Source organism: Mesorhizobium sp. ISC15 (assembly GCF_037162615.1).
GTDB classification, from domain to species: domain Bacteria; phylum Pseudomonadota; class Alphaproteobacteria; order Rhizobiales; family Rhizobiaceae; genus Mesorhizobium; species Mesorhizobium mediterraneum.
In genome coordinates, this window is record NZ_JAVSPX010000001.1 from 3,891,020 (window position 1) to 3,916,955 (window position 25,936).

Genomic DNA, 25,936 nt, shown 5'->3' on the forward strand with positions numbered 1-25,936 from the left:
ATCATCCCGACCGATACGTTTTCTCCCATTGGCAACAGGAGAAACGATCATGCCAGCCACATCAAAGTCCCAGCAGAAAGCTGCCGGCGCGGCATTGTCCGCCAAGCGTGGCGAGACCAAGAAGAGCGAGCTCAAAGGCCCTTCGAAGGGAATGTACAAATCCATGAGCGAAAAACAGCTCGAGGAATTTGCCGAGACCAAACGTAAGGGCCTGCCGGAGAAGAAAGCGAAGCACTAGCCGCTCGTCCGCACCAGGCAGGGAGGTCGGTTCCGGTTCCATGGTTTGACAGCCGCGGCCGAGCCGCGGCCCTTGGGTCGTATCCACTCGCCATCACCGGCGCCAGCCGCAAGCTTGACACCGGTTAAATCTCCGTTTAATCAGCCCATCAACACCGGGCCGCAATGCCCGGTGGTTTCTTTATGTGCGCAAGACGTTTGGGAAGCGCTCTATTTCCCGGGTCTTGTGTAAAATGACGTGTCCCGTGGGTTTTCCGCCGCGTTGCGTGGGAAAACCCTGTCAGGTCTCGAAAACGGGGGCCAGAGGAGGGCGCGTTTCCTTCACCCGGACCATGAGGTTCCGGGTGTACTGTTTTGAAAGGGAATGCGATGAGCAAGCGCGAATCTGCGAAATACAAGATCGACCGCCGTCTCGGCGAAAACATCTGGGGCCGCCCGAAATCCCCGGTCAACAAGCGCGAATACGGTCCCGGCCAGCATGGCCAGCGCCGCAAGGGCAAGCTTTCCGATTTCGGCCTGCAGCTGCGTGCCAAGCAGAAGCTGAAGGGTCACTACGGCGACGTTTCGGAAAAGCAGTTCCGCAAGGTCTATGAAGAGGCGGATCGTCGCAAGGGCGACACCTCGGAGAACCTGATCGGCCTGCTCGAATCGCGTCTCGACGCGGTCGTCTACCGCGCCAAGTTCGTGCCGACCATTTTTGCCGCCCGCCAGTTCGTCAATCACGGCCACATCAATGTCAACGGCAAGCGCGTCAACATCGGCTCGTACCGCTGCAAGCCGGGCGACGTCATCGAAGTGCGCGAAAAGTCGAAGCAGCTGGTGATCGTCCTGGAATCGGTAGGCCTGGCCGAGCGCGACGTGCCTGATTACATCGAGGTCGACCACAACAAGATGACCGCGACCTTCGGGCGCATCCCCGGCCTGTCGGATGTTCCATTCGCCGTGCAGATGGAACCGAACCTGGTCGTCGAATTCTATTCGCGCTGATCGATTTCTTCATCTGCAACAGCATCGAAGGCCGCCCCTCGAGGCGGCCTTTTCTTTTGGGCATCCGAAAATCGATTTCGATTTTCGGGCCGATGCGCTAATCCGGGCAGCAACAAGGACCTTTGGGGCCGACGCGCCATGAACATGCTGCCTGATGCCAAGACACTCGAACCGATCGCCGATGCCGCAGGCGGCTTTCATCCGCTGTTTGCCGATGTGCCGTCCTCCGTCGAGTTCAACAAGCTGCGCAAACGGCTGCTGCGTCTCGCCCGTCAGGCGATCGACGATTTTTCGATGGTGAGGCCAGGCGATCGCTGGCTGGTTGCCTTGTCGGGCGGCAAGGATTCCTATGGCCTGCTCGCTTTGCTGCTCGACCTCAAATGGCGCGGGCTGCTGCCGGTCGAGCTGTTGGCCTGCAATCTAGACCAGGGCCAGCCCAATTTTCCCAAACACATATTGCCCGACTATCTCAATAAATACGCCATCCCGCACCGCATCGAATATCAGGACACTTATTCGGTGGTGACCGACAAGCTTCCCGAGGGCAGCACCTACTGTTCGCTGTGCTCGCGGCTCAGGCGCGGCCATCTCTACCGCATCGCGCGGGAGGAGGGTTGCTCGGCGCTGGTGCTCGGGCATCACCGCGAGGACATACTTGAAACCTTTTTCATGAACCTATTCCATGGTGGGCGCCTCGCCGCCATGCCGCCAAAACTGCTCAACGACGACGGCGACGTCATGGTGCTGCGGCCGCTTGCCTATTGTGCCGAGGCCGATCTCGAAAAATTCGCCAGCGCCATGAAATTCCCGATCATCCCGTGCGATCTATGCGGGAGCCAGGATGGCTTGCAGCGCAATGCGATGAAGGCGATGCTCGACGGCCTGGAAAAGCGCATGCCCGGCCGCAAGGACACGATGATCCACGCCATGACCAATGTGCGGCCCTCGCATCTGCTCGACAGAAAGCTGTTCGATTTCGCCGCCCTCAACGAGACCCACACCACAAGGCAAGACATTCCCGATGACATTTGACGATACCGCGATCGACTGGCTTGCCACCCTTCTGTCCGACGCCGCCATTGCCGAGATCATGCCGCGTTTTCGTCGGCTGGATGAGGGCGAGGTTCGCCAAAAAACCTCGGCAGCCGACCTGGTGACGGAGGCCGACGTGAATGCCGAGCGGCTCATCACCGTCAGGCTGCGTGAGCGTTACCCCCAGGCGATGATCGTCGGCGAAGAGGCATGCTCCGACGATCCGGCGCTGCTCCAGGGTCTCGGCGACGCCGATCTCGCCTTCGTCATCGATCCGGTCGACGGCACCTTCAACTTCGCCTCCGGCGTGCCGCTGTTCGGCGTCATGCTCGGCGTCGTGGTGAAGGGCGAGACCGTCGCCGGCATCATTCACGATCCCGTTGGCAAGGACTGGCTGATCGGCGCCAAGGGTGCCGGCAGCCACATACGGCATGCGCATGGCACTCTGGAGAAGGTGCATGTCGCCGAGCCTGCACCGATCTCGCAAATGACCGGTGCGGTTTCCTGGCAATACATGCCCGAGCCGGAACGGTCACGGCTGGCGCGCAACCAGACGAAATCCCTGTCGCAGTTCGGCTATCGCTGCGCGGCGCACGAATACCGCCTGCTGGCGAGCGGCCACGCCCACTTCGTCGTCTACAACAAGCTGATGCCGTGGGATCATCTGGCCGGTGTGCTGATTCATGCCGAGGCAGGTGGTTACGCGGCGCGTTTCGACGGCAGCGCCTATCTGCCTTCGCATGTCGGAGGCGGCCTTCTTGTCGCGCCGGACAAGGAAAGCTGGCACGAACTGCGCCGCGAGCTCTGGGCGGAATAGGCCGTCCGGCATCGATCCGGTTCAGGCCACGCCCGGCCGATCTCGATTAGCCCGCATTGCGCTCGATGTGATTCCGACTTTTAGGGTCACGCGCTAGCCGAGGCTGTCGCCCAGGTTTCCGCGATTGCGACTACGGCGGCGTTGATCGGCCCGCTCGGGATCGTCGGCATCACTGACGCGTCGACGATGAAGACGTTGTCGAAGCCGTTCAGCCGCAAATCCGGGTCGACGACGGCGTCGGCATCCCCGCCCATCCTGCACGTGCCGGCAGGATGATGATGTGTGGAAGCGGCGCTCGCGATGAAAGCGTCAAGATCGGCGTCCGACCGCACCGGCGATCCCGGCAGGACTTCCACGTCGCGCCATTCGTCGAGCGCTGGATGATGACCAATGGTGCGCGCCGTCTTCAGGGCCGTCCTGAAAACCGCCCGGTCGTGTTCGGTTTCGAGATAATGCGGGTCGATGATGGGTGCATCGGCCCGGCCCGGCCCGCTCGGTGCGATGCGCCCACGGCTGGTCGGATGGGTGACGCCGCATAGAATCGTGAAAGCCGAGCCATAGGGCGGGGCACTCAGGCCGTCTGCGGCTGATGGGGCAACGACACAGGCGAGCACGATATCGGGGCTTCCCGTCGAACGAGTAATATCGCTGCCATGCAGGTACATCAGCGATTCCGAGTGCTGCAGGCGCGACGGCGGCAGCGGTTTTTTGGTGCTGTAGACATTTCCAAGAACCAGCAGATGGTCCTGCAAATTGCGGCCGACATCGCTTCGGTCGGCGAGGCAGCGTATCCCCGCTTGCGTCAGCGTATCCGCATCGCCAATGCCCGACCGCATGAGGATGAGCGGCGACGACACCGCGCCGGCGCAAAGAACGATCCTGTCGGCGGAGACCGTCGTGGTCTCTCCGTCACGCACGACAGCCACACCCGTGGCCCGCTGGCCCTCCAGCAGGAGGTGCTCGACCTCGTGGGCGGTGAGCAAGGCAAGGTGCGGTCGTGCCCTGACCTCCGGCGGCAGATAGGCATCGGCGACGCTCAGGCGCCGGCCGGCGCGGATGTTCAGCGAATTGGGGCTGGTGCCGGCCAGCTCGCCGCTGTTGTGATCGGTCAAGGCGGAGATTCCCATGGCCCGTCCGGCGGCCATATAGGCGCGGACGACGGGGCTGACCTCTGCATCCGGCAAATAGACATCCAGCGGTCCGCTGCGGCCGCGCGACGGCGCATCGAAGGCGGTGAAAGCTTCACTGCGGACCAAGCCCGGCAACAAGCCCGAAAAGGACCAGCGCTCGCCGCCGGCAGCCGCCCAGGGTTCGAAATCATCGGGATGACCACGCACATAGGCCATGGCATGCAGGCAGCTCGAACCGCCGACGATCTTTCCGCGTGGCCATTCGTGCACGCGGTTTGCGGTAAAGGGTTGCGGCACTGTCCGATAGGCCCAGTCGTAAGCGCGGCCTTGCAGCATCGTCCATTTCAGCGGGTCGGCGATATCGGGATCGGACGGCATCACCCCGGCCTCGATCAGGCCGACCTGGCATGATCGGTCCTCGCTCAGCCGGCTGGCCACCACCGAGCCGGCCGATCCCGCGCCGACGACCAGCACGTCGAAATGACGTTTCACTTTTGAAGTCCCCGCGCAGGCTGTCTGGCTAATAGGAAAACACGCTTATGCGGCAAAGGCGCCGGCATTCGATCGTTCGGTGATCTGTCTTTGCACGGACAGCAAATGCGCGCGCATGGCCGCTTCGGCCGCTTCCGGGTCGCGTTTCGAGATCGCTTCGGCAATCAGACGATGTTCGCCGTCGCGCTCGGCGATCCGCTTGGGGCAGGTGGGTGCCGCGGTGCGTGCGATCTTCACCCGCGCATCGACCCCGACCTGGCGCAGCATCTTGTAGAATTCAGCGGCAAGATGGTTGCGAGCGGCTGCAACGATGGCGAGATGAAACGCGAAATCGACTGCGCCCGACGAGGCATTCTCCGGCGTGGTTGCCGCATCGATGATCCGGGCCGTCTCGAATGACGAAGCGCGCAGCGATGCCAGCCGGGCGAGGCCCGGCTCCATCAGCAGGCGCAATTCCAAAACCTCGATCGGATTGGTTACCCTGACAAGCTCCTCGCCATATCGGGGCAGGGCGGTTGGCGCACGCCGGGCGCGCGCCGGTTTCAAATCGCCTGATTGACGCAGCAATTCGAGCGCCTTGCGAAGCTGGTGACGCTTCACATTCAGATGTTCGGCAAGGTCACGCTCGGAAGGCAACTTGCCGCCACCCTGTTGCAACCGGCGGACCGCTGCAATGATGTCGTCGAGATCCGATGATACGATCTGCGGCTCGAATGCGTTCAAAACCAAATCTCCTGTCTGATCGGCAGCCGCCGACTCAACGTCCTGACATCATCTTGTGACGCGGAATCGATGAACACGGCACTCAACCAACTCAACCAATCTACATCTGCGCCCAGTGGTTGACAACACCAGTTGCGCGATGGTTGAGTGCCGCAGTTGTTTCTTTGACGGCTCACATCTCGGTGGGGCCGTCCTTCTCCCGAGGACCGTGCATGCCGTTTGGGGAAACATTTGACTATGTCATTGTCGGAGCCGGGTCGGCCGGCTGCGTGCTTGCAAACCGCTTGAGCGAAGATCCGGATGTTTCCGTGCTGCTCTTGGAAGCCGGGGACTGGGATCGCGATCCGATGATCCATATCCCGCTTGGCTGGGGCAAGATTCTGACCGAGCGCCGTCACGACTGGATGTATTTCTGCGAGCCCGAGGCCAATGTCGGCGGACGCAAGGTCGAATGCGCCCGCGGCAAGGTCATCGGCGGCTCCTCCTCCACCAATGCCATGGCCTATGTGCGCGGCAATCGTGGCGACTATGATCGCTGGGCGGCCAGCGGCCTCACCGATTGGTCGTTCGACAAGGTGCTGCCCTATTTCAAGAAGCAGGAGCGCTGGGAAAAGGGCGAGAGCGACTATCGCGGCGGCAGCGGACCGCTGAATACCCAGTTCTGCCGCTACAAGGACGAGCTGATAGATGCCTTCGCCACAGCCAGCCGGGATGCGGGATATCCTCAGACCGACGACTATAATGGCGCCGTGCAGGAGGGTTTTGGCCGACTGCAGATGACGATCGCAAACGGTCGCCGCTGTTCGACCGCGTCGGCCTATCTGCGTCCCGCCATGCGCCGCAGCAATCTCAAGGTGCTGACCGGCGCGATGGCGACGAGGATCCTGCTGAAGGATGGGCGCGCGACCGGCATCGCCTACGCCAGAGGCGGCGCGAGCCACCAGGTTTTGGCACGGCGTGAGGTCCTGCTTGCCGGTGGTGTCATCAATACGCCTCAACTGCTGATGCTGTCGGGGATCGGCGATAGTGGCGAGCTCGCCGCGCATGGTATCGAGGCGAAAGTCGACCGTCCGGAGGTCGGCAAGAACCTGCAGGACCACGTTTCAGTCATTTTGATGTATCGGCGCAAGCAGCCGGGACCATTCCTCAAGATGATGCGGGCCGATCGTATCGGGCTGGATTTCGTCAAGACCTATCTCACCGGCAAGGGCTTTTCTGGCGATGTGCCTGGCGGGGTCGTGGCATTCCTGAAAAGCGATGCAAGTCGGCCATTGCCGGACGTCCAACTGCTTTTCACGGCTGCACCGCTTGCCGCATGGCCCTACATGGCACCATTCAAGGCGCCCTTCGCCGATGGTTTTGCGACGCGCATCGTCGCCGTCCAGCCGGAGAGCAGGGGGAGCGTGAAGCTGGCGTCGAGCGACCCGTTGGCCGCGCCGCTGATCCACCAGAATTTCCTGTCCTCACCGCGTGACTGGCAGTCGCTCCGCGCCGGCTTCCGCGTGGCGCGCAACCTCGCTGCGCAACCGTCGATGACGCCGTTTATCGCCTCGGAATTCTTTCCGGGGCCGCAATGCCAGAGCGACGACGAGATCGACGAGCATATTCGCAAGACCTCGATCACCGTGCACCATCCCGGCGGCACCTGTCGCATGGGTGTCGACGCCGGGTCGGTGGTCGATCCCGAACTGCGGGTGCGCGGTGTTGCCGGTCTTCGCGCAGTGGATGCTTCCGTGATGCCGGACCTCATCTGCGGGAACATCAATGCGGCGGTCATCATGATCGCCGAAAAGGCCTCGGACCTGATCCGCAGCCGTGCTGAACAAGCCATGGCGGCCTGATTGGCGGCACCCGGTGTTCAACCAAAATCCTTTGGTTGAAAGAAAAATTCGAATTGGTTGGGCTGCCGAGCAATTGCTGCGGTCGCGGTAGTTTGATCTGCATCTGCTCGATTATCCGTTTTCTCGCGCATTTCCGAGTTTTTCTGCCGCTTTTCGTGGCATTTGCCTTTCAGAAAAGCACTCAACCAAAAACTTAAAAAATTCTCAGTTTTGGGATTGTCGAGCAAAACCAATCCGAATACGGTTGAGTTGGTTAAATGCATTTTCTTCGCGAAGAGAGGTGTCAGACATGTCCATGGCGCAACCAGCAGACCTTGCCGTCACCAACAAGAAGGCCGCGCTGAAGGGCCTGTATGACGCCCTCTACGAAAAGAACATGTTTCCGTTCTGGGCGACATCGGAAGGCGTCGATCACGACGAGATTAAGCAGCTCATGGCGACGTCGAAGGCGATACCCTTCGTCTGGTCCTATGCCGACATCGAGCCGCTGCTGCAGCGCGCCGCCGAACTGGTCACCATGGACGATAGCGAGCGCCGCTCGCTGATCCTGGTCAATCCCGGTCTTGCGCCCAAGCGCGCATCGGTCAGCACGATGTACACCGCCTATCGCCTGAATGATCCAGACGAGATCATGCCGCCGCACAAGCACTCGCCGAGCGCCATACGTTTTGGCCTGACCGGCAAGGGCAACTTTACCGGCGTCGAAGGCGAGGATGTGGTTTTCGGCCCCGGCGACATGGTGCTGACACCCAATGATGCCTGGCACAATCACGGCACTGTCGGCGGCGAGCAGGCGGTCAACCTTTCGGTTCTCGACCTGCCGCTGGTCGAGACACTGCACGCCGTGCATTTCGACCACAAATACACCGAGATGGTCGACGGCAAGGAAGTCGAGAAGAAGGTGCAGACCGCCCGTTTCCCGAGCGATTATTCGCAACGCATCTATGGGGAGGGCGGCCTGATGCCGCGCTTCGTCGACCACAAACGCGGCGGCGGCCTGTCGTCGCCGATGTATGTCTATCGCTGGGAGAAGATGGAAGCGATCCTAGAAGCCCACAAGGATTGGGACGGCGATCCGCACGAAGGTATCGTCATCGACTATGTCGACCCCACCACCGGCGGCCCGGTCTTCCACACGATCAACTTCTACGTCCAGATGTTGCGGCCGGGCGAAAAGACGCTGCCGCAGCGCGAGACCGCCAGCCTGCTGTTGGCGCCGTTCCGCGGCAATGGCCATTCAATCATCGACGGCAAGCGCTACGACTGGAACCAGTTCGACACGATCGCCATACCGGGTGGTTCCTGGGTCGAGCACGTCAATGGCTCCTCGTCCGAGCCGGTCATCTTCTTCGGCGCGACCGATGCGCCGACCCAGAAGGCGCTGCTCCTCTACAAGCGCTGGGGCCGCAACCAGGCCGGCGATCTACTCCGCATCGTCTAGCTTTTGCAGCGGAAACCTGTCCGCGCCGCCATAGTGGCGCGGACACCGAAAAAGACGTTTCAGCAGCAAGGGCGTATGCATTTGGTTTCGGCGTTCAACACAAAGCTGATCGGCCATATCGACTGTCCGGGCGGTGGTCAGGTCTGGGTCGACCGCAACATTCTCTATATCGGCCACATGCGTCCGCCGAGCGGCACGACGCTGGTCGATATTTCCGATCCGCGCAATCCGAAGAAAATCGCGACGATCGACGTTCCGCCGGGTTGGCACTCGCACAAGGTGCGCGCCCAGGACGGTCTGATGATCATCAACCACGAGCGCTTCGGCGATGCGGGCCCGGCCGATTTCGGTGGCGGCCTGGCGCTTTACGACACGAGCCGACCGGCAGAGCCGAAGCTGATCTCGAAGTGGATAACCGGCGGTCATGGCGTGCATCGCTACGACTATGACGGCCGCTATGCCTATATCTCGCCGACCGCCGACGGCTATGTCGGCAACATCGTGATGATCCTCGACCTGATCGATCCGGCGAGCCCGGTCGAGGTCGGGCGCTGGTGGATACCAGGCCAGTGGACCGGCGGCGGTGAAGAGTATCCGTGGCATGACTACGTCACGCCACGCTGCCACCATCCGCTGCGCATGGGCGACCGGCTCTATGTCAGCTACTGGCATCACGGCCTGTTCATCCTCGACATTTCCGACATTTCGAAGCCGAAGCTTGTCTCGCATATCAATTCGAGCCCAAGTTTTCCGCATCCCACGCATACGTGCCTGCCGATCCCGCAGCCGCTCAAGGGCCGCAACATCATGGTGGTGGCGGACGAGGATGTCGCCAAGCTCCGGCCTTCGCCGCCGGCTTTCACCTGGATCTATGACATCACCGACGAGACGAATCCGCTGCCGATCGCGACCTTCCAGGTGCCCGGCCTCGACCCGGACGGCGCACCGCAACCGCCGATGACCGGCTGCCATCAGCCTTCCGAACGGTTCAAGGGCACCATCATTCCGTTTGCATGGTTCGCGCAGGGGCTGCGGCTGGTCGACATCGCCGACCCGTTCGCACCCAAGGAGGTCGGCCATTTCATGCCCGATGCGCCTGAAGGCGCCGAGCGTTCCTCTTCCAACGACGTCACCATCGACGACCGCGGCATCGTCTACCTGATCGACCGTATCCGTGGCGTCGATATCATCGAAACCAGCGTTCTCTAGGGGGATAGGTTGAGCGACAGCACGCGAAAATCCGCCAGCCACTACGCCATCGGCAAGAAGAATCCGAACCTGCCGTTTCATCCGGCGGTGCGTGCCGGCGATTTCATTTTCGTCTCCGGCCAGGTGCCGAAGGACGAGAACAACAACATGATCAGCGGCACGATCGAGGAAGAGACGCTGGCGACGCTGAAGACCATCGCGCGCGTCATTGCCGACGAGGGTGCAACGCTCTCCGATGTCGTGCGGATCACCACCTATCTCGAGGATACGCGCGACTTCGGCCGCTACAACAAGGCGTTCCTCGAAGGGATCGGTGACGCGGTGCTGGCACGCACGACCGTCGAGGCAAAGGCGGTCATCAACACCAAGATCGAAATGGATGCCATCGTCTACAAGCCGCTGCCGGCCGGCAAATAGGCCACGACACAATCGAGGAGACGACATGTACAAGCTTTTGGGACGCCAGACATCGGGCAACGTTCAAAAGGTGCTCTTCATGCTCGAAGAGCTTGGTGCGCCATATAAGCGCGAGGATTACGGCCGCCAATTCGAAAACACCCAGACGGCCGAATACAAGGCACTCAACCCGACGTCCAAAGTCCCAACGCTGGTCGACGGCGACATCGTGATCTGGGAGTCCAACACCATCCTGCGCTATCTCGCGGCATCCGGCGGCGAACTGCTGAACGGCGCCACCCCTGCCGAAAAGACCGAGGTCGAGCGCTGGATGGATTTTCTGCTGGCGGCGGTCAATCCCGGTTATCTGGCCGCCTTCAAGGGTGCGAAGCTGACGCCCGAAGAGCAGACCGCCGAATATAAGGAACAGGTGAAGGACCTTGTGGCGCAACTCAAGATCATTGACGGGCATCTGGCCGGCAAGGATTTCCTGGCGCTGGGCAAGCTGACCATTGCCGACATCGCCTGCGCGCCGATCCTGAAGCGCTGCATCGACTTCAAGATCGACCGGCCGTCGCTGCCGAATCTGGAGCGCTGGGTGGCCGCAATCGCCGCTCGTCCAGCCTTCAAAGCGGCGACCGCCGCGGCCCCCGCAAAGGCCGCATGATGATCAAGCGCGCCGCCCTCATCGGATTGGGAACGATGGGTCCGGGCATCGCCGCGCGGCTTTCGCGCGGCGGGCTCGACGTGGCGGCGTATGATGTTTCCGAAGTTGCGGTCGAACGCGCCCGCGGCATGCTCGATTTGGCCGGCGGGGTTCTGGACCGGCTCGACATCAAGGGGCCGACTGCGGGCGCGGGCACGGTGCGGTTCGTCCGCACCCTCGCCGAGGCTGTCGATGGTGCGGAGCTGGTCATTGAGAACGTGCCTGAGAATATCGACATCAAGGCCGAGACCTATCGCGCTATCGACCCGTTGATCGGTTCTTCGGTGATCGTCGCCTCGGACACCTCAGGCATTCCGATCACCAAGCTGCAGGCCCATATCTCCCATCCCCAACGGATGGTCGGCATGCACTGGTCGAACCCGCCGCACATCATTCCGATGATCGAGGTGATCGGCGGCGAGAAGACCGCGCCTGAAACCGTGGCGACCATACGCGAGCTGATCCGCTCGATCGGCCTGTTGCCGGTGGTCGTGAAGAAAGACGTTCCCGGCTTCGTCGAAAATCGCGTGCTTTACGCGCTGCTGCGCGAGGCTGTCGACCTGGTTGAGCGCGGCGTCATCGAGCCGGAGGATCTCGATACCTGCGTCTCCTGGGGCATCGGCTACAAGATCGCCGTTATCGGGCCAATGGCGCTGCTCGATATGGCCGGCCTCGATATCTACAAATCCGTCTCGTCGTTCCTCAACGCCGATCTTTCCAATCGTGATGATGTCGCGCCGATGGTTCTGGAGAAGACCGGCGCATCGAAGTTCGGCATCAAGTCGGGCGAGGGCATGTTCTCCTACACGCCCGAGCAGATTAAGGCGCTGCAAGGCGAACGGGCGCGCAAGCTGGTCGCCGTGCGCCGCATCCTCGAAGGCCGGGAGTAGGCAATGGCACAAGTTGCGCGCAGCCGGGTTGGGAAGTTCTGCCGGTTGGCCGCTTGTGCGCATGGGGTCGGGAACATCGCCGTGAAGGCGGATGTTCAAGCAACGAACGTGCGTGGGACGACAAGCCATGCAGGTTGAAACCATTCGACCCGCCGGTGGCAGATCGACCCACATCCGCCACGACGACTTGATTTCCGCCAAGGGCGTTTCGGTGGTCATGGGCACCGATCAGAACCGGCAGCTGATCCTTAGGGATATTGACCTTTCGGTTCCGAAAGGTTCGTTCGTATCCCTCATCGGCCCTTCGGGTTGCGGCAAGAGCACATTGCTCAAAGTGCTGGCTGGGCTGGTCAGTCCGAGCAGCGGCAGCGTCTCGGTCGCCGGCGTTTCACCAGGCGAGGCGGCGCGCAAACGGATGATCGGTCTCGTCTTCCAGGACGCCAATCTGCTGCCGTGGAAAAACGCCGTCGACAATGCCTCGATGCTGCTCGGTATCGCCGACAAGTCGATGTCGCGCGCGGCGCTGCGAGCGCGTGGGCAGGAGATGCTGGAACTGGTCGGGCTTGGCGATGCCGCCCACAAGCGCCCAAACGAACTGTCTGGCGGCATGCGTCAGCGGGTGGCCATCGCCCGGGCTTTGGCGCTCGATCCGGCGGTCTTGCTGATGGACGAGCCGTTTGGCGCGCTTGACGCGATCACGCGCGATTCGATGGGCCAGTCGCTGCTGGAGATATGGCAGCGGACCGGCAAGACGATCGTCCTGGTGACGCATTCGATCGACGAAGCCATTCAGTTATCGCGCCAGGTTCATGTGCTGGGAATCAACCCAGGGCGCATTACCCAGAGCCTGGACATTCCGCTGCCTTATCCGCGCGACACTTCCGTGACCGAAGTCCCCGAATTCGTCAGGCTGGTGCTTCAGCTTCGGACCATGCTGCGATCCAGTCATGAGCCAGGAGACGCGACGTGAGCGAGCAACCTCTCATGAACCTCTCCCAGCCACAGCCGGTTTCCGGCTGGAACGCGGCGACAAGCAGCTGGCTTCCGGCGGTCATCCTTTTGCTGGTGACGATCGTGTTGTGGGAAGCCGCGGTGCGGATATTCTCCATTTCCTCCTTTATCGTTCCTGCCCCATCCGAGATTGCGAAATCGCTGGTCGCGCAATGGGGCACTCTCATGCAGGCGACGGTGGTCACGGCGGGCGAAATCCTGTTTGGCTTTCTTGTCTCGGTCATAGTCGGCATTGCGCTTGCTCTCGTCATCGTGCGTTTCGACTGGCTGGGCCGCGCTCTATACCCGCTCGTCGTGTTGTTCCAGAACGTGCCGAAAGTTGCGCTGGCGCCGATCTTCATCCTCTGGTTCGGCTACGGGCTTGCACCCAAGATAGGTCTGATCCTGGTCATCGCCTTCTTCCCGGTGACGCTGTCGATGCTGGCGGGCATGCAATCGGTCGACCGGTCGCTTCTGTCGCTGATGAATTCGGTCGGTGCCAGCCCGACCCAGATCCTGTTCAGGATCCGCGTTCCCCACTCGCTTCCGAGCCTGATGGCCGGGACCAAGATCGCGGCAACCCTGAGTGTGATCGGCGCGATCGTCGGCGAATTTGCCGGAGCCTCGGACGGGCTCGGCTACGTCATCCAGTTCGCGTCGACCCAACTCGACACGCCCTTGGTCTTTGCGGCGCTGCTGCTCGTTTCCGTGCTCGGCATCGCCTTCTACTACGCAGCCGAAATTCTCGAACGCATCGTGGTGCCGTGGGCGCCGAAATTCAGCCAGGCCTAGGCTTCTCGAACAACCAAGATCAAAGAAGGGAACAAACATGCTGAGACGCTCTCTTATCAAGGCAGCCACCTTTGCGGCGTTTGTCGGCGCGCTTGGCTTCTCGAACGCGGCGCTGGCGGCGGATAAGGTCAACGTTCAGCTCGATTGGGTCGTGCGCGGCAATCACGCCATGTTCTTTGTCGGCAAGGACAAGGGCTTTTTCGCCAAGAACGACATCGATGTGAGCGAGGTCCGCAAGGGCTCCGGCTCGCCAGACGCCATGCGCCTGGTGGGTAACGGCAACGCTGAATTCGGCTTCGGCGATCTTCCCACGCTTGCCGTGGCAAGGTCGCAGAATGTTCCCGTCGTGGCGCTGGCGGCGGTCAACCAGCAGTCGCCGCTGGGCATCATCTCGCTCGCCAAGACGCTCAAGCTGACCAAGCCTTCCGACCTCAAGGGCCTGACCATCGGCATCCACCCGGCAGGATCCACCTACATCTTCTTCAGGGGCTTCCTGGCCGCCAACGGCATGAGCGAGAAGGACATGACGCTCAACAGCGTCTCGCCGCCTTACGAAAGCTACCTACTGCTCGGGCGTGTGCAGACAGTGGTCGGCTATCTCGACGCCGAAGTGCCCGAACTCGAAGCCAAGGCCGGCGGCCCGGGGTCGCTGAGCATCATGCTCGGCGCCGATCATGGCTGGAAAGCCTATGGCTCGGGGTTGTTCACCTCTGAAGCGACGATCAAGGACAAGCCTGATGTCGTGCGCCGTTTCGTGAAGGCCTACAGGGAAGCTTTCGACTATGTCGCGGCCCATCCGGAAGAAGCCGCCGAGATCACCGCCAAGGCCGTTCCGGGCTACGCGGAAAAGAAAGATGTCCTGCTGGCCCAGCTCAAGGCCGACATCGCCTCGACGTTCAACAGCCCGGCGACGAAGGAACACGGTCTCGGCTGGATGACGAAGGCCCAGTGGGAAGAGACCTTGAAGACGCTGACGGATCAGGGCGTGCTCAAAACGGCGCTGTCGGCAGACGACGTCTTTACCGACAAATTCCTGGCGGCAGAGTGAAGGTTCCGGCGGTGTCTGAAGTGGCAAACAGTCAGCGTCTACCGGCAGGCCAGCCTGCCGTCCGCGCTGCCGCATGTCACGGCTACTTGCCCCTTTGCGGCACTGGCCCGGTCGAGCGCGATCTGCACGCGGCTGGTGTAGGCGTGGCCGGCCAGGCCGCACCACAGCCGCTCGACAGGCAGGTTTTCGCGCTTGTCGTTGTGAATCGCAAACGTCCCGGTCTTTGGATCGAACCACAGCTCGACACGTGCGCTCTTGCCAGGCGCCGCGGTGGCGATCGTGGCCGAATACCAGTGGGCGAAGTCGGCGTTGCAGGAAAGCGCCTCGCGCCCCGCATTCGAGATCGTCAGCGGCACGGGATCGAGCCCGTCGGTGCCGGTCCGCACAGTGATGTGCCGCAATTCAACCGCGTTGGCGAACGAGGTGAACGCCAGCGTTATCGGAAGGACATATCGCACAACCACCTTGCTTGAACTCCTGATATAATTGTTCAGGCAGTCTACCTCGCTTTTGCGCAATAACAATAAGAATATCTTGGGTCAACCGAACAGAGAGGGTAACATGTCTAAGTTTTTGAAGAGCAGCGTAAGCGCTGTTATATTGAGCGGCCTCTTGCTCGGCAACGCACTTGCCGCCGAGGTCAAGTCCATTGCCATCCTGACGCCGGAAGAAGGCACCGATTATGGCTGGAACCAGCAAGGTATCGACGCTGCCAAGGCGGCGGCGAAAGCTGCCGGTGTCGAGATAGTCGTGGCGCAGGGGCTCGGCTATGGCGACGTGCGGCCGACACTGCGCGAATTGGCGGCTGACGGCGCCAGCCTGCTGATCGCTCATGCCAGCGGCTACAACACCTCGGCTCCCGAAATCGCCAAGGAAACCAAGGTGCCGGTGGCGATCGTCGACACACCGACCGGTCTGGAGAAGGGCCTCGTCGCCGACTACACGCTGAGCGGTCATGAGGGTTCGTATCTTGCCGGCCGTCTCGCCGCCAAGATGTCGCGCTCCAAGTCGGTCGGCATCGTCGTGTCCGGCGAGCCTCCGTCGTGGAACTCGCAGTCGGCAGCGTTTGCGCAGGGCGTGAAGGCCGAGAGCCCGGACGTCAAGGTTACCTATGCTGTGATCGGACCTGCCGCCTACAGCGATGCGGCCGGCGGCAAGCGCGTCACCGAAAGCGTGATCGCATCGGGCGCCGACATCATCTTCGGCCAGGGCAACGGCTCGAGCTTCGGCATGCTGCAGGCGGTCGAGACGACCAAGGCCGGGGATGGCGGCAAGGTCTATTTCATCGATGTCATCGGCGACAAGACGCCCATCGACAAAGGTTTCCTGCTGTCGTCGGTGGTCTGGAACATCGAGCCGGTCTATGCGGCGATGATCGCAGACCTGAAGGCCGACACGTTCGGCACGAAGAGCTACTCGATCGGCCTCAAGGACGATTCCGTCAAGCTTCTGAAGACCGCTGCGATCCCGGACAATATTTGGGCTGAGATCCAGGCGCTGCGCGAAGACGTCATTTCCGGCAAGACCAAGGTCGATCCGGTCTATGATGCAGCCGCCGTCAGGGCGCTGATGACCAGCGTCGCCCAGTAAGGCGATTAACAGCAGGCTGCCGGAGGGGCGATCCGTTCGCCCCTCCGGACCCATTTCATATTTTCAAGGCCTTGGCTTTTATGAGCAGTGCTTCCTCATTGTCGGTCGCTAAGCGCGATATCGTCGCGCTTGAAGGCGTCACCAAACGGTTCCCCGGCGTCGTCGCCAACGACAGCGTCGATCTGGAGATCCGTCCAGGTGAAGTGCATGTGCTTCTCGGCGAAAACGGCGCCGGAAAATCCACTGTGATAGGCATGCTGTCGGGTCTGCAGCAGCCGGACGAGGGGCGCATATTGGTCGACGGCGAGCCGACCGCGATCACTTCGCCCCGCCATGCACTGGCGCTTGGCATCGGAACCGTATTCCAGCACATGATGCTGGTGCCGACGCTGACAGTCGCGGAAAACCTGTTGCTCGGCGGACCGTGGTGGCAGCGCCCCAAGACCGAAGAATTGGAAGCGCGCGTCGCCGAGATCACCAGAACGCTCGGCATCACGGTAAAGCTGCATGCCAAGGTGTCCGAGCTTTCGCTCGGTGAGCAGCAGCAGGTCGAGATCCTGCGCGCCATGGTGCGCAACAGCCGGCTTCTGATCCTCGACGAGTCGACCTCGATGCTGACGCCGAAGGGTATCGATGAGCTGGGCGCACTGATGCGCCGCTTGGTCGAGCAGGGGTTGGCGATCGTCTTCATCACCCACAAGCTCAAGGAAGCGGCGGCCTTCGGCGATCGCATCTCGGTGCTGAAACTCGGCCGCAAGGTCGGCGAGATTCCTCCCGAGCGGTTTCGCGCGCTGGGCGAGCAGGCGATCATCTCCGAGATCGTGGAATTGATGTTCGGCAAGCAGAAGGACGACCCGGAAGAGGCCGAGCGTCCTATTCGCACCGTCCGCGCCGAAGCGGCTCCGCTGCTTCAGGTCCATGATCTCGGCGTTGCGCCGACAGACGATGCACCGGGCCTGTCGTCGATTTCGTTCGATATCCGTCCAGGCGAGCTGCTGGGCATCGCCGGTATCGACGGCAATGGCCAGAAGCAATTGGCGGAGGCGTTGGCCGGCCAGCGTGCGACGGTGGGCGGTTCGGTGCGGCTGCAGGGAGAGCCCATCGAGGCGCTGAGCGTCGGCGAACGCCGCCAGAGAGGCCTGCGTTACCTGACCGACGACCGGCTCGGCGAGGGCACGGTCGGGACCTTCCCGGTCTCGATCAATTTCTTCCTGAAGCAGGTTGGCGCGGCGCCCTTCTGGCGCAGAGGCGTCGAGCAGCGCGCCGAAATCGACAAGCGCGCGGCCCAACTGGTCCGCGAATATGACGTGCGCACGCCAAGCCTGAAGACGCCGGTCGCTCGGCTCTCTGGCGGCAATATCCAGAAGGTGCTGCTGGCGCGCGAACTCGCCGAAGGCGCAAAAGTGGTGATCTTCAACAAGCCAACCTATGGGCTCGATCTCGCCAACACATTGGCTTCGCGCCAGCGAATCCGCGATACGGCGGCTCGCGGCCTTGCCGTGCTCCTCATCTCCACCGATCTCGAAGAGTTGCTCAGCATGTGCGACCGCATCGCCGTCATCTCGAACGGGTCGCTCGTCGGCACCGTCGAGAATGCCGACGACGCCCGCACCAAGGTCGGTCGCTTGATGATCGGGCTTGCCGCATGAGCATCGACACCGCACCAGCTGCCGGCGCAACCGCCCTCGATGCCACGGCCGCGGTGGCGACGCGCCGCGACATCCAGCATCGGCTGCTGATGACCCTCGGCCCGATCCTGGCCGCGTTGATCATCGCCGGCTGCATCCTGCTTGCCGTCGGCGTCGACCCGCTTGCCTATTATGGCTTTGTCCTCAAGAGAGGGCTTTTATCGCCGCTCGGCATCCAACAGACGCTGACGCGCATGGCGCCGCTGCTGTTTCTTGCCGCCGGCCTGATCGTGGCTTTTCGCGCCGGCATGTGGAATCTCGGCGGTGATGGCCAGTTCCTGCTCGGCGCGGTAACGGCGGCGGCCAGCGCTCCGGTTCTCGTGGAGGTCATGCCGGCCTGGCTGGCGCTGATCTGCTCGTTCGTCATCGCCATGTTGGTCGCGATGATCTGGTCCCTGGTGCCGGCGCTGCTGCGCGCCTATCAGGGCGTCAACGAGATCATCACCACGCTGATGATGACGTTTCTGGGCACCTCGCTTGCCAACGTGCTGGTCAAGCTGATGTTTCGCGATCCGGGCACAACCGTGCCGCAGACCCGCACCTTGCCGGTCGAGGACCGGCTGCCGCGCCTGTTCGACACGACCATCACAAGCGGATTGCTTCTGGGACTGGTGGCGATCATCACCGTGCATCTGGTGATGACGCGCACGGCCTTCGGCCTGAAGTTGAGGATCGTCGGGGCTAACCCACGCGCGGCCATCCATGCGGGGCTCGGCGTGCCGAAGCTCACCATTGCCGTCTTCGCCATTTCGGCCGGGCTGGCCGGTCTTGCCGGCGCTGTCGATATCCTCGGCGTCCAGGGCAATGTGCGCGCGGACTGGAACCCCGCTTACGGGCTGGCTGTCATCCCCGTCGTGTTCCTCGCCCGCATGAACGGCTTTGCCGCGATCGGTTTCGTGTTCCTGCTTTCGGTGCTGTCGATCGGCGGCGAGAGCGCGGCCCGCCGGCTCGGCGTGCCCAACCATTTCACGCTGGTGCTCGTCTCCATCGTGCTGATCGTGCTCGCGCTCGCCGAATACATTGATCACCGCTATAACCAGTCGCGAAAGGCCTGAAGCCATGACCGGGCTGTTCAGCGAAGTCTTTCTCAGCGCGCTTTTGTTCGGCGCGGTCACCGCGGCGATCCCTCTGCTGCTGGCCGGCCTCGGCGAACAGATGTCGGAAAAGGCCGGGGTGCTCAACATCGGCATCGAGGGCATGATGCTGGCCGGCGCCTATCTCGGTTTCGTCGGCGCCTTTTATTCCGGGTCGCTGTGGCTGGGCTTTCTCACTGGCGCCGGCGGCGGTGTCGCGGTGGCGCTGGTCATGGCGCTGCTTTGCGTGCGCATCGGGCTGAACCAGATCGTCATCGGCATCGCGCTGACCCTGGGGCTTGAGGGCCTGACGGCACTGCTCCACCATTTCCAGTTCTCGCGCAGCTATCCCCGCTTGCCGGCGGTGGACGTGACGGTCATTCCGTTGCTGTCGGACATTCCGGTCATCGGGCCGGCGCTGTTCAGGCAGCATCTCATCGTCTATCTGGCGGTCGCGCTGGTTTTCGCCATGGGCTACATCTACCGGCGCACGCAGCTCGGCCTCAACCTGCAGGCTGCCGGCGACAAGCCGGCAGCCCTTGACGTTGCCGGCATCGACGTCGTGCGAACCCGCACCGTCGCCGTGCTGACGACCGGAGCGCTGGCCGGGCTTGGCGGCGCCTATCTTGCCAATGTCGGGGCCGGCCTGTTCATTCCTTTCATCACCAATGGCGCGGGCTTTCTCGGCATAGTGCTGGCCATGCTGGCGCGCGGCCGGCCGGTCTGGGTGCTGTTCGGCGCCTTGCTGTTCGGCGTCTGCCTGTCGCTGACGACGGCCATGCAGGTGGCCGGCATCAACATACCGACCGACGTCATCCAGATGCTGCCGTTCCTTGCGGTGATGGTCATGCTGGTGCTGTTTGGCCGGCGGGCCAGCCTGCCGGCGGCGCTCGGCATTCCATACGAGCGCGGCGCGCGCTGATCACAGATTCACGCGCGGACGGGACCCGCGCCAAAAGAGGAGACAAAAATGTCGGATACCAAGGTCTACCTGCTCGATGGCGGCTCGCTCGTTCTCGACGGCTATCACGTGTTCTGGAATCGCGGCCCCGGTGGCGAAGTCCGCTTTCCCGTCTACTCGATCCTGATCGAGCATGCCGAGGGCCGGTTCCTCATCGACACCGGCTACGACTACGATCACGTGATGAAGGTGCTGCCTTTCGAAAAGCCGATCCAGGAAAAGCACCAGACCATTCCCGGCGCCCTGGCGCTGCTCGGCCTCGAGCCGAAGGATATCGACGTCGTCGTCAACTCGCATTTCCATTTCGACCATTGCGGCGGCAACAAGTATTTTCCGCATGCCAAGAAGATCTGCCACCGGACCGAGGTGCCGCAAGCCTGCAATCCCCAGCCTTTCGAGCATCTCGGCTATTCCGATCTGAGCTTTTCGGCGGAGGCCGCCGAAGCGCGTGGCGCGACTGCGCAATTGCTGGAGGGCACGACTCGGGCCAACTCGATCTTCGAAGGCATAGAGGGCGACGTCGAGCTTGCCAGGGGCGTCAAGCTGATCTCGACGCCGGGTCATTCGATCGGCCATTACAGCCTGCTGGTCGAGTTTCCCAAGCGCAAGCCGATCATGTTCACCATCGATGCGGCCTACACGCAGAAGAGCCTTGAAACGCTGTGCCAGGCGGCCTTCCACATCGACCCGGTGGCGGGTGTCAACTCGATGCGCAAGGTGAAGAAGCTGGCCGAGGATTATGGCGCCGAGCTGATGTATTCGCACGACATGGAGAACTTCAAAACCTATCGGACCGGCACGCAATTCTACGGCTGATCGCCACCGACCGGAGACAAGATCATGCGCTATTTCGAACACGCCGAACCTGTCATCACGCTCACAGCGGGGCCGGTGAACGCCTATCCCGACGTGCTGCGCGGCCTCGGCCGCACGGTGCTCTACGATTACGACCCGGCGTTCCAACTCTTTTACGAGCGTGTGGTCGACAAGGCGCAGAAGGCGATGCGGCTGTCGAATAAGCCGGTCATTCTTCATGGCGAGCCGGTGCTTGGCCTGGAGGCGGCCGCAGCCTCCCTGATCACGCCGGACGACGTCGTGCTCAACCTTGCTTCCGGTGTCTACGGCAAGGGGTTTGGCTATTGGGCGAAGCGCTATTCGCCGCATCTCATCGAAATCGAGGTGCCCTACAACGAGGCGATCGACCCGCAGGCGGTTGCGGCAATGCTGGAAGCGCATCCGGAAATCACCGTCGTTTCCGTCTGCCACCACGACACGCCGTCCGGCACTATCAATCCGATCGACGCGATCGGCGCGCTGGTTTCGACGCACGGCGCCTATCTGATCGTCGATGCCGTTTCGTCCTTCGGCGGCATGAGGACGCATCCAGAGGAATGCAAGGCCGATATCTATGTCACTGGCCCGAACAAATGCCTGGGTGCGCCTCCCGGCCTCACGATGATGGGCGTCAGCGAGCGGGCCTGGACCAAGATGAAGGCAAACCCGCTGGCGCCGAGCGCGTCGATGCTCAGCATCGTCGATTGGGAGCATGCGTGGTCGAAGGACAAGCCGTTTCCGTTCACGCCGTCCGTCGCGGAGATGAACGGGCTCGACGTCGCGCTCGACCTCTACCTCAACGAGGGAGCGGAGGCGGTGTGGGCGCGTCACGCGCTCACCGCCAAGGCCATGCGGGCGGGTGTCGCTGCCATGGGCCTGTCGATCTGGGCCGCAAGCGACAATATCGCGTCGCCGACCACGACCGCCGTCCGGACGCCAGAAGGCATCGACGAGACGGCGGTTCGCCAGGCCGCGCGCGCTCGTTACGGCGTGGTGTTTTCATCTGGCCGCGGCGAAACATTGGGCAAGCTGACACGCATCGGCCATATGGGCCCGACCGCCCAGCCGATCTATGCGGTCGCGGCGCTGACGGCACTTGGCGGCGCGATGAATTCCTTGGGCCAGAAACTCGCGGTCGGCAAAGGCATCGACGCGGCGCTGGCCGTTATCGACGCCGACACATGAACCAGAAAATCACCAGATCACAAATTGAGGGAGCGTTGTCATGACTGAACGACTGGCGGGAAAGACGGCCCTGGTTACCGGGGCCGCGCAAGGCATCGGAAAGGCTATCGCCGCGCGCTTGGCCGCCGATGGCGCGACGGTCATCGTCAGCGACATCAACGCGAAAGGCGCCGAAACGGCGGCCGCGTCGATCGGCGGAAAAGCGAAGGCGATTGCCGCCGACATCTCCGACCCTGCATCCGTCAAGGCGCTCTTCGCCGAGATCCAGGCGCTGACCGGGGGCATCGATATTCTGGTCAACAATGCCAGCATCGTGCCGTTCGTCGCCTGGGACGATGTCGATCTCGACCATTGGCGCAAGATCATCGACGTCAATCTGACCGGCACCTTCATCGTCAGCCGCGCAGGAACGGACCAGATGCGTGCAGCGGGCAAGGCCGGCCGGGTGATAAGCATCGCCTCCAACACTTTCTTTGCTGGCACGCCGAACATGGCAGCCTATGTCGCGGCCAAGGGCGGCGTCATAGGCTTCACCAGGGCGATGGCCACAGAACTCGGCAAATACAACATCACCGCCAACGCGGTGACGCCGGGCCTGATCGAGAGCGATGGCGTCAAGGCCAGCCCGCACAACGAGGCGTTCGGCTTCGTCGAGATGCTGCAGGCGATGAAAGGCAAAGGGCAGCCGGAACATATCGCCGATGTGGTGTCGTTCCTGGCCTCCGATGACGCGCGCTGGATCACCGGCCAGACGTTGAATGTCGACGCCGGGATGGTGCGCCACTAAAAGCGCGTCGCGTCTGAAAGGGTTCATGCGAAGCTCGTTAATTATATTTGTTCGCGCGAAACCGGAGATCCGATATGAAACCTCGGCCCGCAATTGGCGCACTGGCCGTTGTCGTCGCCTTGGTTGCCGGCCCGAACGAGGCAAGATCGCAGGAACGCGCATGTCGCAGTTCCGCTCCCATCGACACCATAAACGAGATGTTCTCCGCGATCTTCGCCTGTTGGGAGCCACCGCCCGGAACCGCGGGCATGACCCTGACGCTGCAGTTCTCAATTCGCCGAAACGGCACACTTATCGGCAAGCCTCGCGCCACTTACTCCCGTCTCGGGAATGATGGCGCCCTCAACCGGGCCTTCGTGGCTTCCGTCCTCGATGCTCTCGACAAGGCTCTGCCACTGCCCGTTTCGGACAGCATGGGTGGAGCGATCGCAGGGCGCACGCTGTTCCCTCGCTTCACAGCGGCGAGTGGGCGTGCATCCTAAAGCGCGTCCGGCAATGTGCATTAGTGCATCGGCGCAACGGCCCTTGGTCATTTCGTTTCTTGAGCCGAGGCAGAAGGGCGGGACGCCGCAATCCCAGGAGGACTATTGTGAATAGGGCTTGACCAACTTCGCCGGGGCATCGTACTTTGGATCCATGGATCCAAAGTCGATCTTTAGCGAACTCAAAGACGAGATTGAGTCAGGTGAATTGGCACCGGGCTCCGTTCTCAAGCAGGAATCGATCGCGGAGCGTTTCGGGGTCAGCCGCCAGCCCGTCCGGCAGGCCTTGGACCGGTTACTCGGGAGTGGCTTGGCCGTGCGGCGTCCCGATCGAAGCCTGGCGGTAGCGATCCTCTCAGTACGGGAGGCGACTGAACTTTGCGAAGTTCGGTCTATTTTGGAGGTCGCTGCCTTGGAGCAGTCGGTGCCGGGGCTTCAGCCTTCCGCTTTGCGTAAGGCTGAGAGGCTCAATGACGAGCTGTTCGCGGAGTACGATCCGTCACGGATTCTGGAGCTCGACCAACAGTTTCACCTAGCCCTGTACAGCGGTTGCACGAATTCTCGATTGCTTAAGACCATCGGAGACCTTCGACGAGAATCCCGGCGGGCAACCCTTCACCAAGAGCGTGGCGCCCAGGAGCGAATTGATTTCTTCGAGGAACACGCGGCGATCGTTGCCGCTTGTGCGAGGCGCGATTTCGACGCTGCGGCGCAGCATCTTCGCTGCCATCTGACCCAGACGACTGCAAGACTTCTTTCCGTTCCGACAAAGGATCAATCATGAAAATGACCGTCGAAGTGCACTGGGAGCGAGAAGGAGCGGTATTCACCGACAAGCGCTACAGCCGCGCGCACATCTGGCGCTTCGACGGAGGCCAGGTGGTGCTGGCATCCGCTTCGCCGCATATCGTTCCGCTTCCTTATTCAGTGGAAGCCAACGTCGATCCAGAGGAGGCTTACATCGCGGCGATTTCCAGCTGCCACATGTTGACCTTTCTCTCGATCGCGGCGCCCCGGGGGATCGTCGTGGAGAGCTATACCGACAAGGCGGTCGGCATGATGGAGAAGGTGGACGGACGATTGGTAGTCAGCCGCGTTGACCTCAATCCGACCATTGTCTACGCCGGGGAAACGCCAACCGCCGCGACAGAAGCGAAACTGCACCACTCGGCGCATGAACAGTGCTTCATTGCCAATTCCGTGAAGACCGAAATCCAGGTAGCCACCTGAGATATCCATTTAACGGCGCGATTGACAACCACAATTGGGTTTCGAGCCTAAACCGGCGGGTTTTGCGGCTGGAAGAATTTGCCGCGCTCGGCAATCAGCACCATCACCAATGCGCCAAGCGACACGCTGCAGAATCCGGCGGCCAAGGGCGTCACCGTGCCGTTGAAGGCTTGGCCGATCAGCGTGCCGAGCAGGCCGCCGAGGAAGGTCTGCATGAAACCCAGAATGGACGATGCCGTGCCGGCCAATTGGCCGAGCGGCTCCATGGCGAGCGCGTTGAAATTCGCGCCGAGAGCGCCGAACGGGACCATCGCGCAGGCAAAGAAGGTAATGAAAAGCCAGAGCGGCATCTTCATTTGGATGGAAACGATCAGCCAGGCGAGGCTGATGGCCAGAAACAGGAGCAGCGCGCTCTGCGACAGGCGGCGCATGCCGATTCGGCCGACAAGGCGCGAATTCAGATAGTTCGAAAAGGCGAGCACGCCGGCTATCCCTGCGAAAATCACCGGGAACATCTCGCCGACGCCGAAGACGCCGACATAAATCTGCTGCGCCGAATTGATGAAGCCGAACATCGCGCCGAAGGCAAAAGTGCTGGCAAACGCATAGCAAAGTGCCATGCGATTGGTCAGCACGATGCGGAAGCCGCCAAGGATGGATGAGACCGTCAGCGGCCTGCGGTGTTCGGGATGGAGCGTTTCGGGCAGGCGCAGCATTGCCCACGCCGATACGATCAGCGCCCCGGCCGCCATGGTGATGAAGATCACGTGCCAGGTCGCGAACAGCATGATGAACTGGCCGATGCCGGGAGCCACCACCGGAATGGCCATGAACACCATGAAGATCAGCGACATGACTTCGGCCATGCGCCGGCCGTCGAACGTGTCGCGCACGATCGAGACGGCGATGACGCGTGTGGCCGCGGCGCCGATGCCTTGCACCACCCTGCACAGGATAAGGGTGGCGAATGTCGGCGCGACTGCCGCCGCCGCAGCCGCCGCGACGTAGATCACCAGTCCGACGACGAGTGGAGCACGGCGTCCAAAACGGTCCGAGATCGGTCCGAAGAAAAGCTGCCCGCCGCCAAAGCCCAGAATATAGGCGGCAATCACATATTGGCGGTGGTTTTCATTCTCCACGCCCAGCGAGGCGCCGATTTGCTGCAGCGCCGGCAGCATGATGTCGATGGCCAGCGAGTTGAGCGCCATCAATGCCGCGCACAGTGCGATGAATTCCCAGCGCGGAATAGGCAAGGTGCTTGCCTGTTGCGGCGCTTGTGCATGCTGATCCACGGCAAAGTCCGATCTTCAAACGAAAAAGCGCCGGCGCGCCGGCGCATTCATTCGTCTTGTGCCCCGATAGCGGGGAGGTAGTC

General features: G+C 62.0%; 28 protein-coding genes. 23 read left to right on the plus strand and 5 right to left on the minus strand.

The features are described from left to right. The first annotated feature begins 49 nt into the window (after nucleotides 1-49). From RPG13_RS18655 to RPG13_RS18670, 4 genes are all read left to right on the plus strand, one after another. Entirely contained in the window at nucleotides 50-238 is a 189-nt protein-coding gene (locus RPG13_RS18655; RefSeq protein WP_126106826.1) for a DUF3008 family protein, read from the plus strand. A gap of 368 nt (nucleotides 239-606) precedes the next feature. Next, nucleotides 607-1,224: a 30S ribosomal protein S4 gene (gene rpsD / locus RPG13_RS18660; RefSeq protein WP_029353615.1), complete on the plus strand. Its 618-nt coding sequence runs from the start codon at nucleotides 607-609 to the stop codon at nucleotides 1,222-1,224. 138 nt (nucleotides 1,225-1,362) lie between these two features. Continuing rightward, nucleotides 1,363-2,256 carry a tRNA 2-thiocytidine(32) synthetase TtcA gene (gene ttcA / locus RPG13_RS18665; RefSeq protein WP_128285696.1) on the plus strand — a complete coding sequence of 298 codons (894 nt, stop codon included), beginning with the start codon at nucleotides 1,363-1,365 and terminating at the stop codon, nucleotides 2,254-2,256. Further along, complete coding sequence (locus RPG13_RS18670; protein WP_126106824.1) at nucleotides 2,246-3,073, plus strand: inositol monophosphatase family protein; 828 nt, start codon at nucleotides 2,246-2,248, stop codon at nucleotides 3,071-3,073. The genes ttcA and RPG13_RS18670 overlap by 11 nt, the downstream gene beginning before the upstream one ends. An 86-nt stretch (nucleotides 3,074-3,159) precedes the next feature. Here RPG13_RS18670 and RPG13_RS18675 read toward each other — a convergent pair whose 3' ends face one another. Next, nucleotides 3,160-4,695 (minus strand): GMC family oxidoreductase, encoded by a 1,536-nt coding sequence (locus RPG13_RS18675; RefSeq protein WP_337125720.1) that lies wholly within the window; start codon nucleotides 4,693-4,695, stop codon nucleotides 3,160-3,162. A gap of 45 nt (nucleotides 4,696-4,740) precedes the next feature. Next, on the minus strand, nucleotides 4,741-5,418 hold the full coding sequence (locus RPG13_RS18680; RefSeq protein ID WP_126106823.1) for a FadR/GntR family transcriptional regulator: 678 nt from the start codon (nucleotides 5,416-5,418) through the stop codon (nucleotides 4,741-4,743). Nucleotides 5,419-5,630: 212 nt separating this feature from the next. On the opposite strand from RPG13_RS18680, the gene RPG13_RS18685 reads away from it, so the two are divergent. Beyond that, entirely contained in the window at nucleotides 5,631-7,259 is a 1,629-nt protein-coding gene (locus RPG13_RS18685) for a GMC family oxidoreductase (RefSeq protein ID WP_337125721.1), read from the plus strand. Between the two features lie 17 nt (nucleotides 7,260-7,276). Here the strand turns inward: RPG13_RS18685 and RPG13_RS18690 are convergent, their stop codons facing one another. Next, nucleotides 7,277-7,522: a hypothetical protein gene (locus RPG13_RS18690; RefSeq protein ID WP_337125722.1), complete on the minus strand. Its 246-nt coding sequence runs from the start codon at nucleotides 7,520-7,522 to the stop codon at nucleotides 7,277-7,279. A 32-nt stretch (nucleotides 7,523-7,554) separates the two neighbouring features. Here RPG13_RS18690 and RPG13_RS18695 point away from each other — a divergent pair, with 32 nt between their 5' ends. From RPG13_RS18695 to RPG13_RS18730, 8 genes are all read left to right on the plus strand, one after another. Next, on the plus strand, nucleotides 7,555-8,700 hold the full coding sequence (locus RPG13_RS18695) for a cupin domain-containing protein (RefSeq protein ID WP_337125723.1): 1,146 nt from the start codon (nucleotides 7,555-7,557) through the stop codon (nucleotides 8,698-8,700). A 75-nt stretch (nucleotides 8,701-8,775) separates the two neighbouring features. Further along, nucleotides 8,776-9,909: an LVIVD repeat-containing protein gene (locus RPG13_RS18700; RefSeq protein ID WP_095489585.1), complete on the plus strand. Its 1,134-nt coding sequence runs from the start codon at nucleotides 8,776-8,778 to the stop codon at nucleotides 9,907-9,909. Between the two features lie 9 nt (nucleotides 9,910-9,918). Further along, entirely contained in the window at nucleotides 9,919-10,326 is a 408-nt protein-coding gene (locus RPG13_RS18705) for a RidA family protein (protein WP_029353627.1), read from the plus strand. A 25-nt stretch (nucleotides 10,327-10,351) separates the two neighbouring features. Further along, nucleotides 10,352-10,972, plus strand: coding sequence for a glutathione S-transferase family protein (locus RPG13_RS18710; RefSeq protein ID WP_337125724.1), 621 nt, complete (start codon nucleotides 10,352-10,354; stop codon nucleotides 10,970-10,972). Further along, nucleotides 10,972-11,901 (plus strand): 5-formyl-3-hydroxy-2-methylpyridine 4-carboxylate 5-dehydrogenase, encoded by a 930-nt coding sequence (gene fhmpcd1, locus RPG13_RS18715; RefSeq protein WP_126107514.1) that lies wholly within the window; start codon nucleotides 10,972-10,974, stop codon nucleotides 11,899-11,901. Before RPG13_RS18710 ends, fhmpcd1 begins: the two co-directional genes overlap by 1 nt. A gap of 127 nt (nucleotides 11,902-12,028) precedes the next feature. Further along, the gene (locus RPG13_RS18720) at nucleotides 12,029-12,871 is read left to right on the plus strand and encodes an ABC transporter ATP-binding protein (protein ID WP_095489582.1); all 843 of its coding nucleotides are present in this window, start codon (nucleotides 12,029-12,031) and stop codon (nucleotides 12,869-12,871) included. After that, complete coding sequence (locus tag RPG13_RS18725) at nucleotides 12,868-13,683, plus strand: ABC transporter permease (RefSeq protein ID WP_128285700.1); 816 nt, start codon at nucleotides 12,868-12,870, stop codon at nucleotides 13,681-13,683. Before RPG13_RS18720 ends, RPG13_RS18725 begins: the two co-directional genes overlap by 4 nt. A 37-nt stretch (nucleotides 13,684-13,720) precedes the next feature. Then, nucleotides 13,721-14,731: an ABC transporter substrate-binding protein gene (locus tag RPG13_RS18730; protein WP_127290977.1), complete on the plus strand. Its 1,011-nt coding sequence runs from the start codon at nucleotides 13,721-13,723 to the stop codon at nucleotides 14,729-14,731. A 38-nt stretch (nucleotides 14,732-14,769) separates the two neighbouring features. Here the strand turns inward: RPG13_RS18730 and RPG13_RS18735 are convergent, their stop codons facing one another. Next, nucleotides 14,770-15,195 (minus strand): hypothetical protein, encoded by a 426-nt coding sequence (locus RPG13_RS18735; RefSeq protein ID WP_337125725.1) that lies wholly within the window; start codon nucleotides 15,193-15,195, stop codon nucleotides 14,770-14,772. Nucleotides 15,196-15,292: 97 nt separating this feature from the next. Here RPG13_RS18735 and RPG13_RS18740 point away from each other — a divergent pair, with 97 nt between their 5' ends. From RPG13_RS18740 to RPG13_RS18785, 10 genes are all read left to right on the plus strand, one after another. Further along, a complete protein-coding gene (locus tag RPG13_RS18740; protein WP_126106813.1) occupies nucleotides 15,293-16,321 on the plus strand; it encodes a putative B6 ABC transporter substrate-binding protein in 1,029 nt (342 codons plus the stop codon). 80 nt (nucleotides 16,322-16,401) lie between these two features. Further along, nucleotides 16,402-17,970: a putative B6 ABC transporter ATP-binding protein gene (locus tag RPG13_RS18745; protein ID WP_337125726.1), complete on the plus strand. Its 1,569-nt coding sequence runs from the start codon at nucleotides 16,402-16,404 to the stop codon at nucleotides 17,968-17,970. Beyond that, nucleotides 17,967-19,064 (plus strand): putative B6 ABC transporter permease subunit 2, encoded by a 1,098-nt coding sequence (locus RPG13_RS18750; RefSeq protein WP_095489577.1) that lies wholly within the window; start codon nucleotides 17,967-17,969, stop codon nucleotides 19,062-19,064. Before RPG13_RS18745 ends, RPG13_RS18750 begins: the two co-directional genes overlap by 4 nt. 4 nt (nucleotides 19,065-19,068) lie before the next feature. Beyond that, entirely contained in the window at nucleotides 19,069-20,004 is a 936-nt protein-coding gene (locus RPG13_RS18755) for a putative B6 ABC transporter permease subunit 1 (protein WP_126106810.1), read from the plus strand. Between the two features lie 48 nt (nucleotides 20,005-20,052). Continuing rightward, nucleotides 20,053-20,859: a 4-pyridoxolactonase gene (gene pldA / locus RPG13_RS18760; RefSeq protein ID WP_127290985.1), complete on the plus strand. Its 807-nt coding sequence runs from the start codon at nucleotides 20,053-20,055 to the stop codon at nucleotides 20,857-20,859. A 24-nt stretch (nucleotides 20,860-20,883) separates the two neighbouring features. Beyond that, nucleotides 20,884-22,062 carry a pyridoxamine--pyruvate transaminase gene (gene ppaT / locus RPG13_RS18765; protein WP_127205616.1) on the plus strand — a complete coding sequence of 393 codons (1,179 nt, stop codon included), beginning with the start codon at nucleotides 20,884-20,886 and terminating at the stop codon, nucleotides 22,060-22,062. Nucleotides 22,063-22,102: 40 nt separating this feature from the next. Further along, nucleotides 22,103-22,849: a pyridoxal 4-dehydrogenase, SDR-type gene (pldH, locus tag RPG13_RS18770; RefSeq protein ID WP_095489574.1), complete on the plus strand. Its 747-nt coding sequence runs from the start codon at nucleotides 22,103-22,105 to the stop codon at nucleotides 22,847-22,849. A gap of 74 nt (nucleotides 22,850-22,923) precedes the next feature. Then, nucleotides 22,924-23,331, plus strand: coding sequence for a hypothetical protein (locus RPG13_RS18775; protein WP_292648572.1), 408 nt, complete (start codon nucleotides 22,924-22,926; stop codon nucleotides 23,329-23,331). A 118-nt stretch (nucleotides 23,332-23,449) separates the two neighbouring features. Beyond that, the gene (locus RPG13_RS18780) at nucleotides 23,450-24,115 is read left to right on the plus strand and encodes a GntR family transcriptional regulator (protein ID WP_245467971.1); all 666 of its coding nucleotides are present in this window, start codon (nucleotides 23,450-23,452) and stop codon (nucleotides 24,113-24,115) included. Further along, nucleotides 24,112-24,561 carry an OsmC family protein gene (locus RPG13_RS18785; protein ID WP_185928224.1) on the plus strand — a complete coding sequence of 150 codons (450 nt, stop codon included), beginning with the start codon at nucleotides 24,112-24,114 and terminating at the stop codon, nucleotides 24,559-24,561. Before RPG13_RS18780 ends, RPG13_RS18785 begins: the two co-directional genes overlap by 4 nt. Before the next feature lie 47 nt (nucleotides 24,562-24,608). On the opposite strand, the gene RPG13_RS18790 is transcribed toward RPG13_RS18785, so the two are convergent. Further along, nucleotides 24,609-25,853, minus strand: a complete 1,245-nt coding sequence (locus RPG13_RS18790) for a multidrug effflux MFS transporter (RefSeq protein ID WP_292648576.1) — start codon at nucleotides 25,851-25,853, stop codon at nucleotides 24,609-24,611. Nucleotides 25,854-25,936 lie beyond the last annotated feature (83 nt).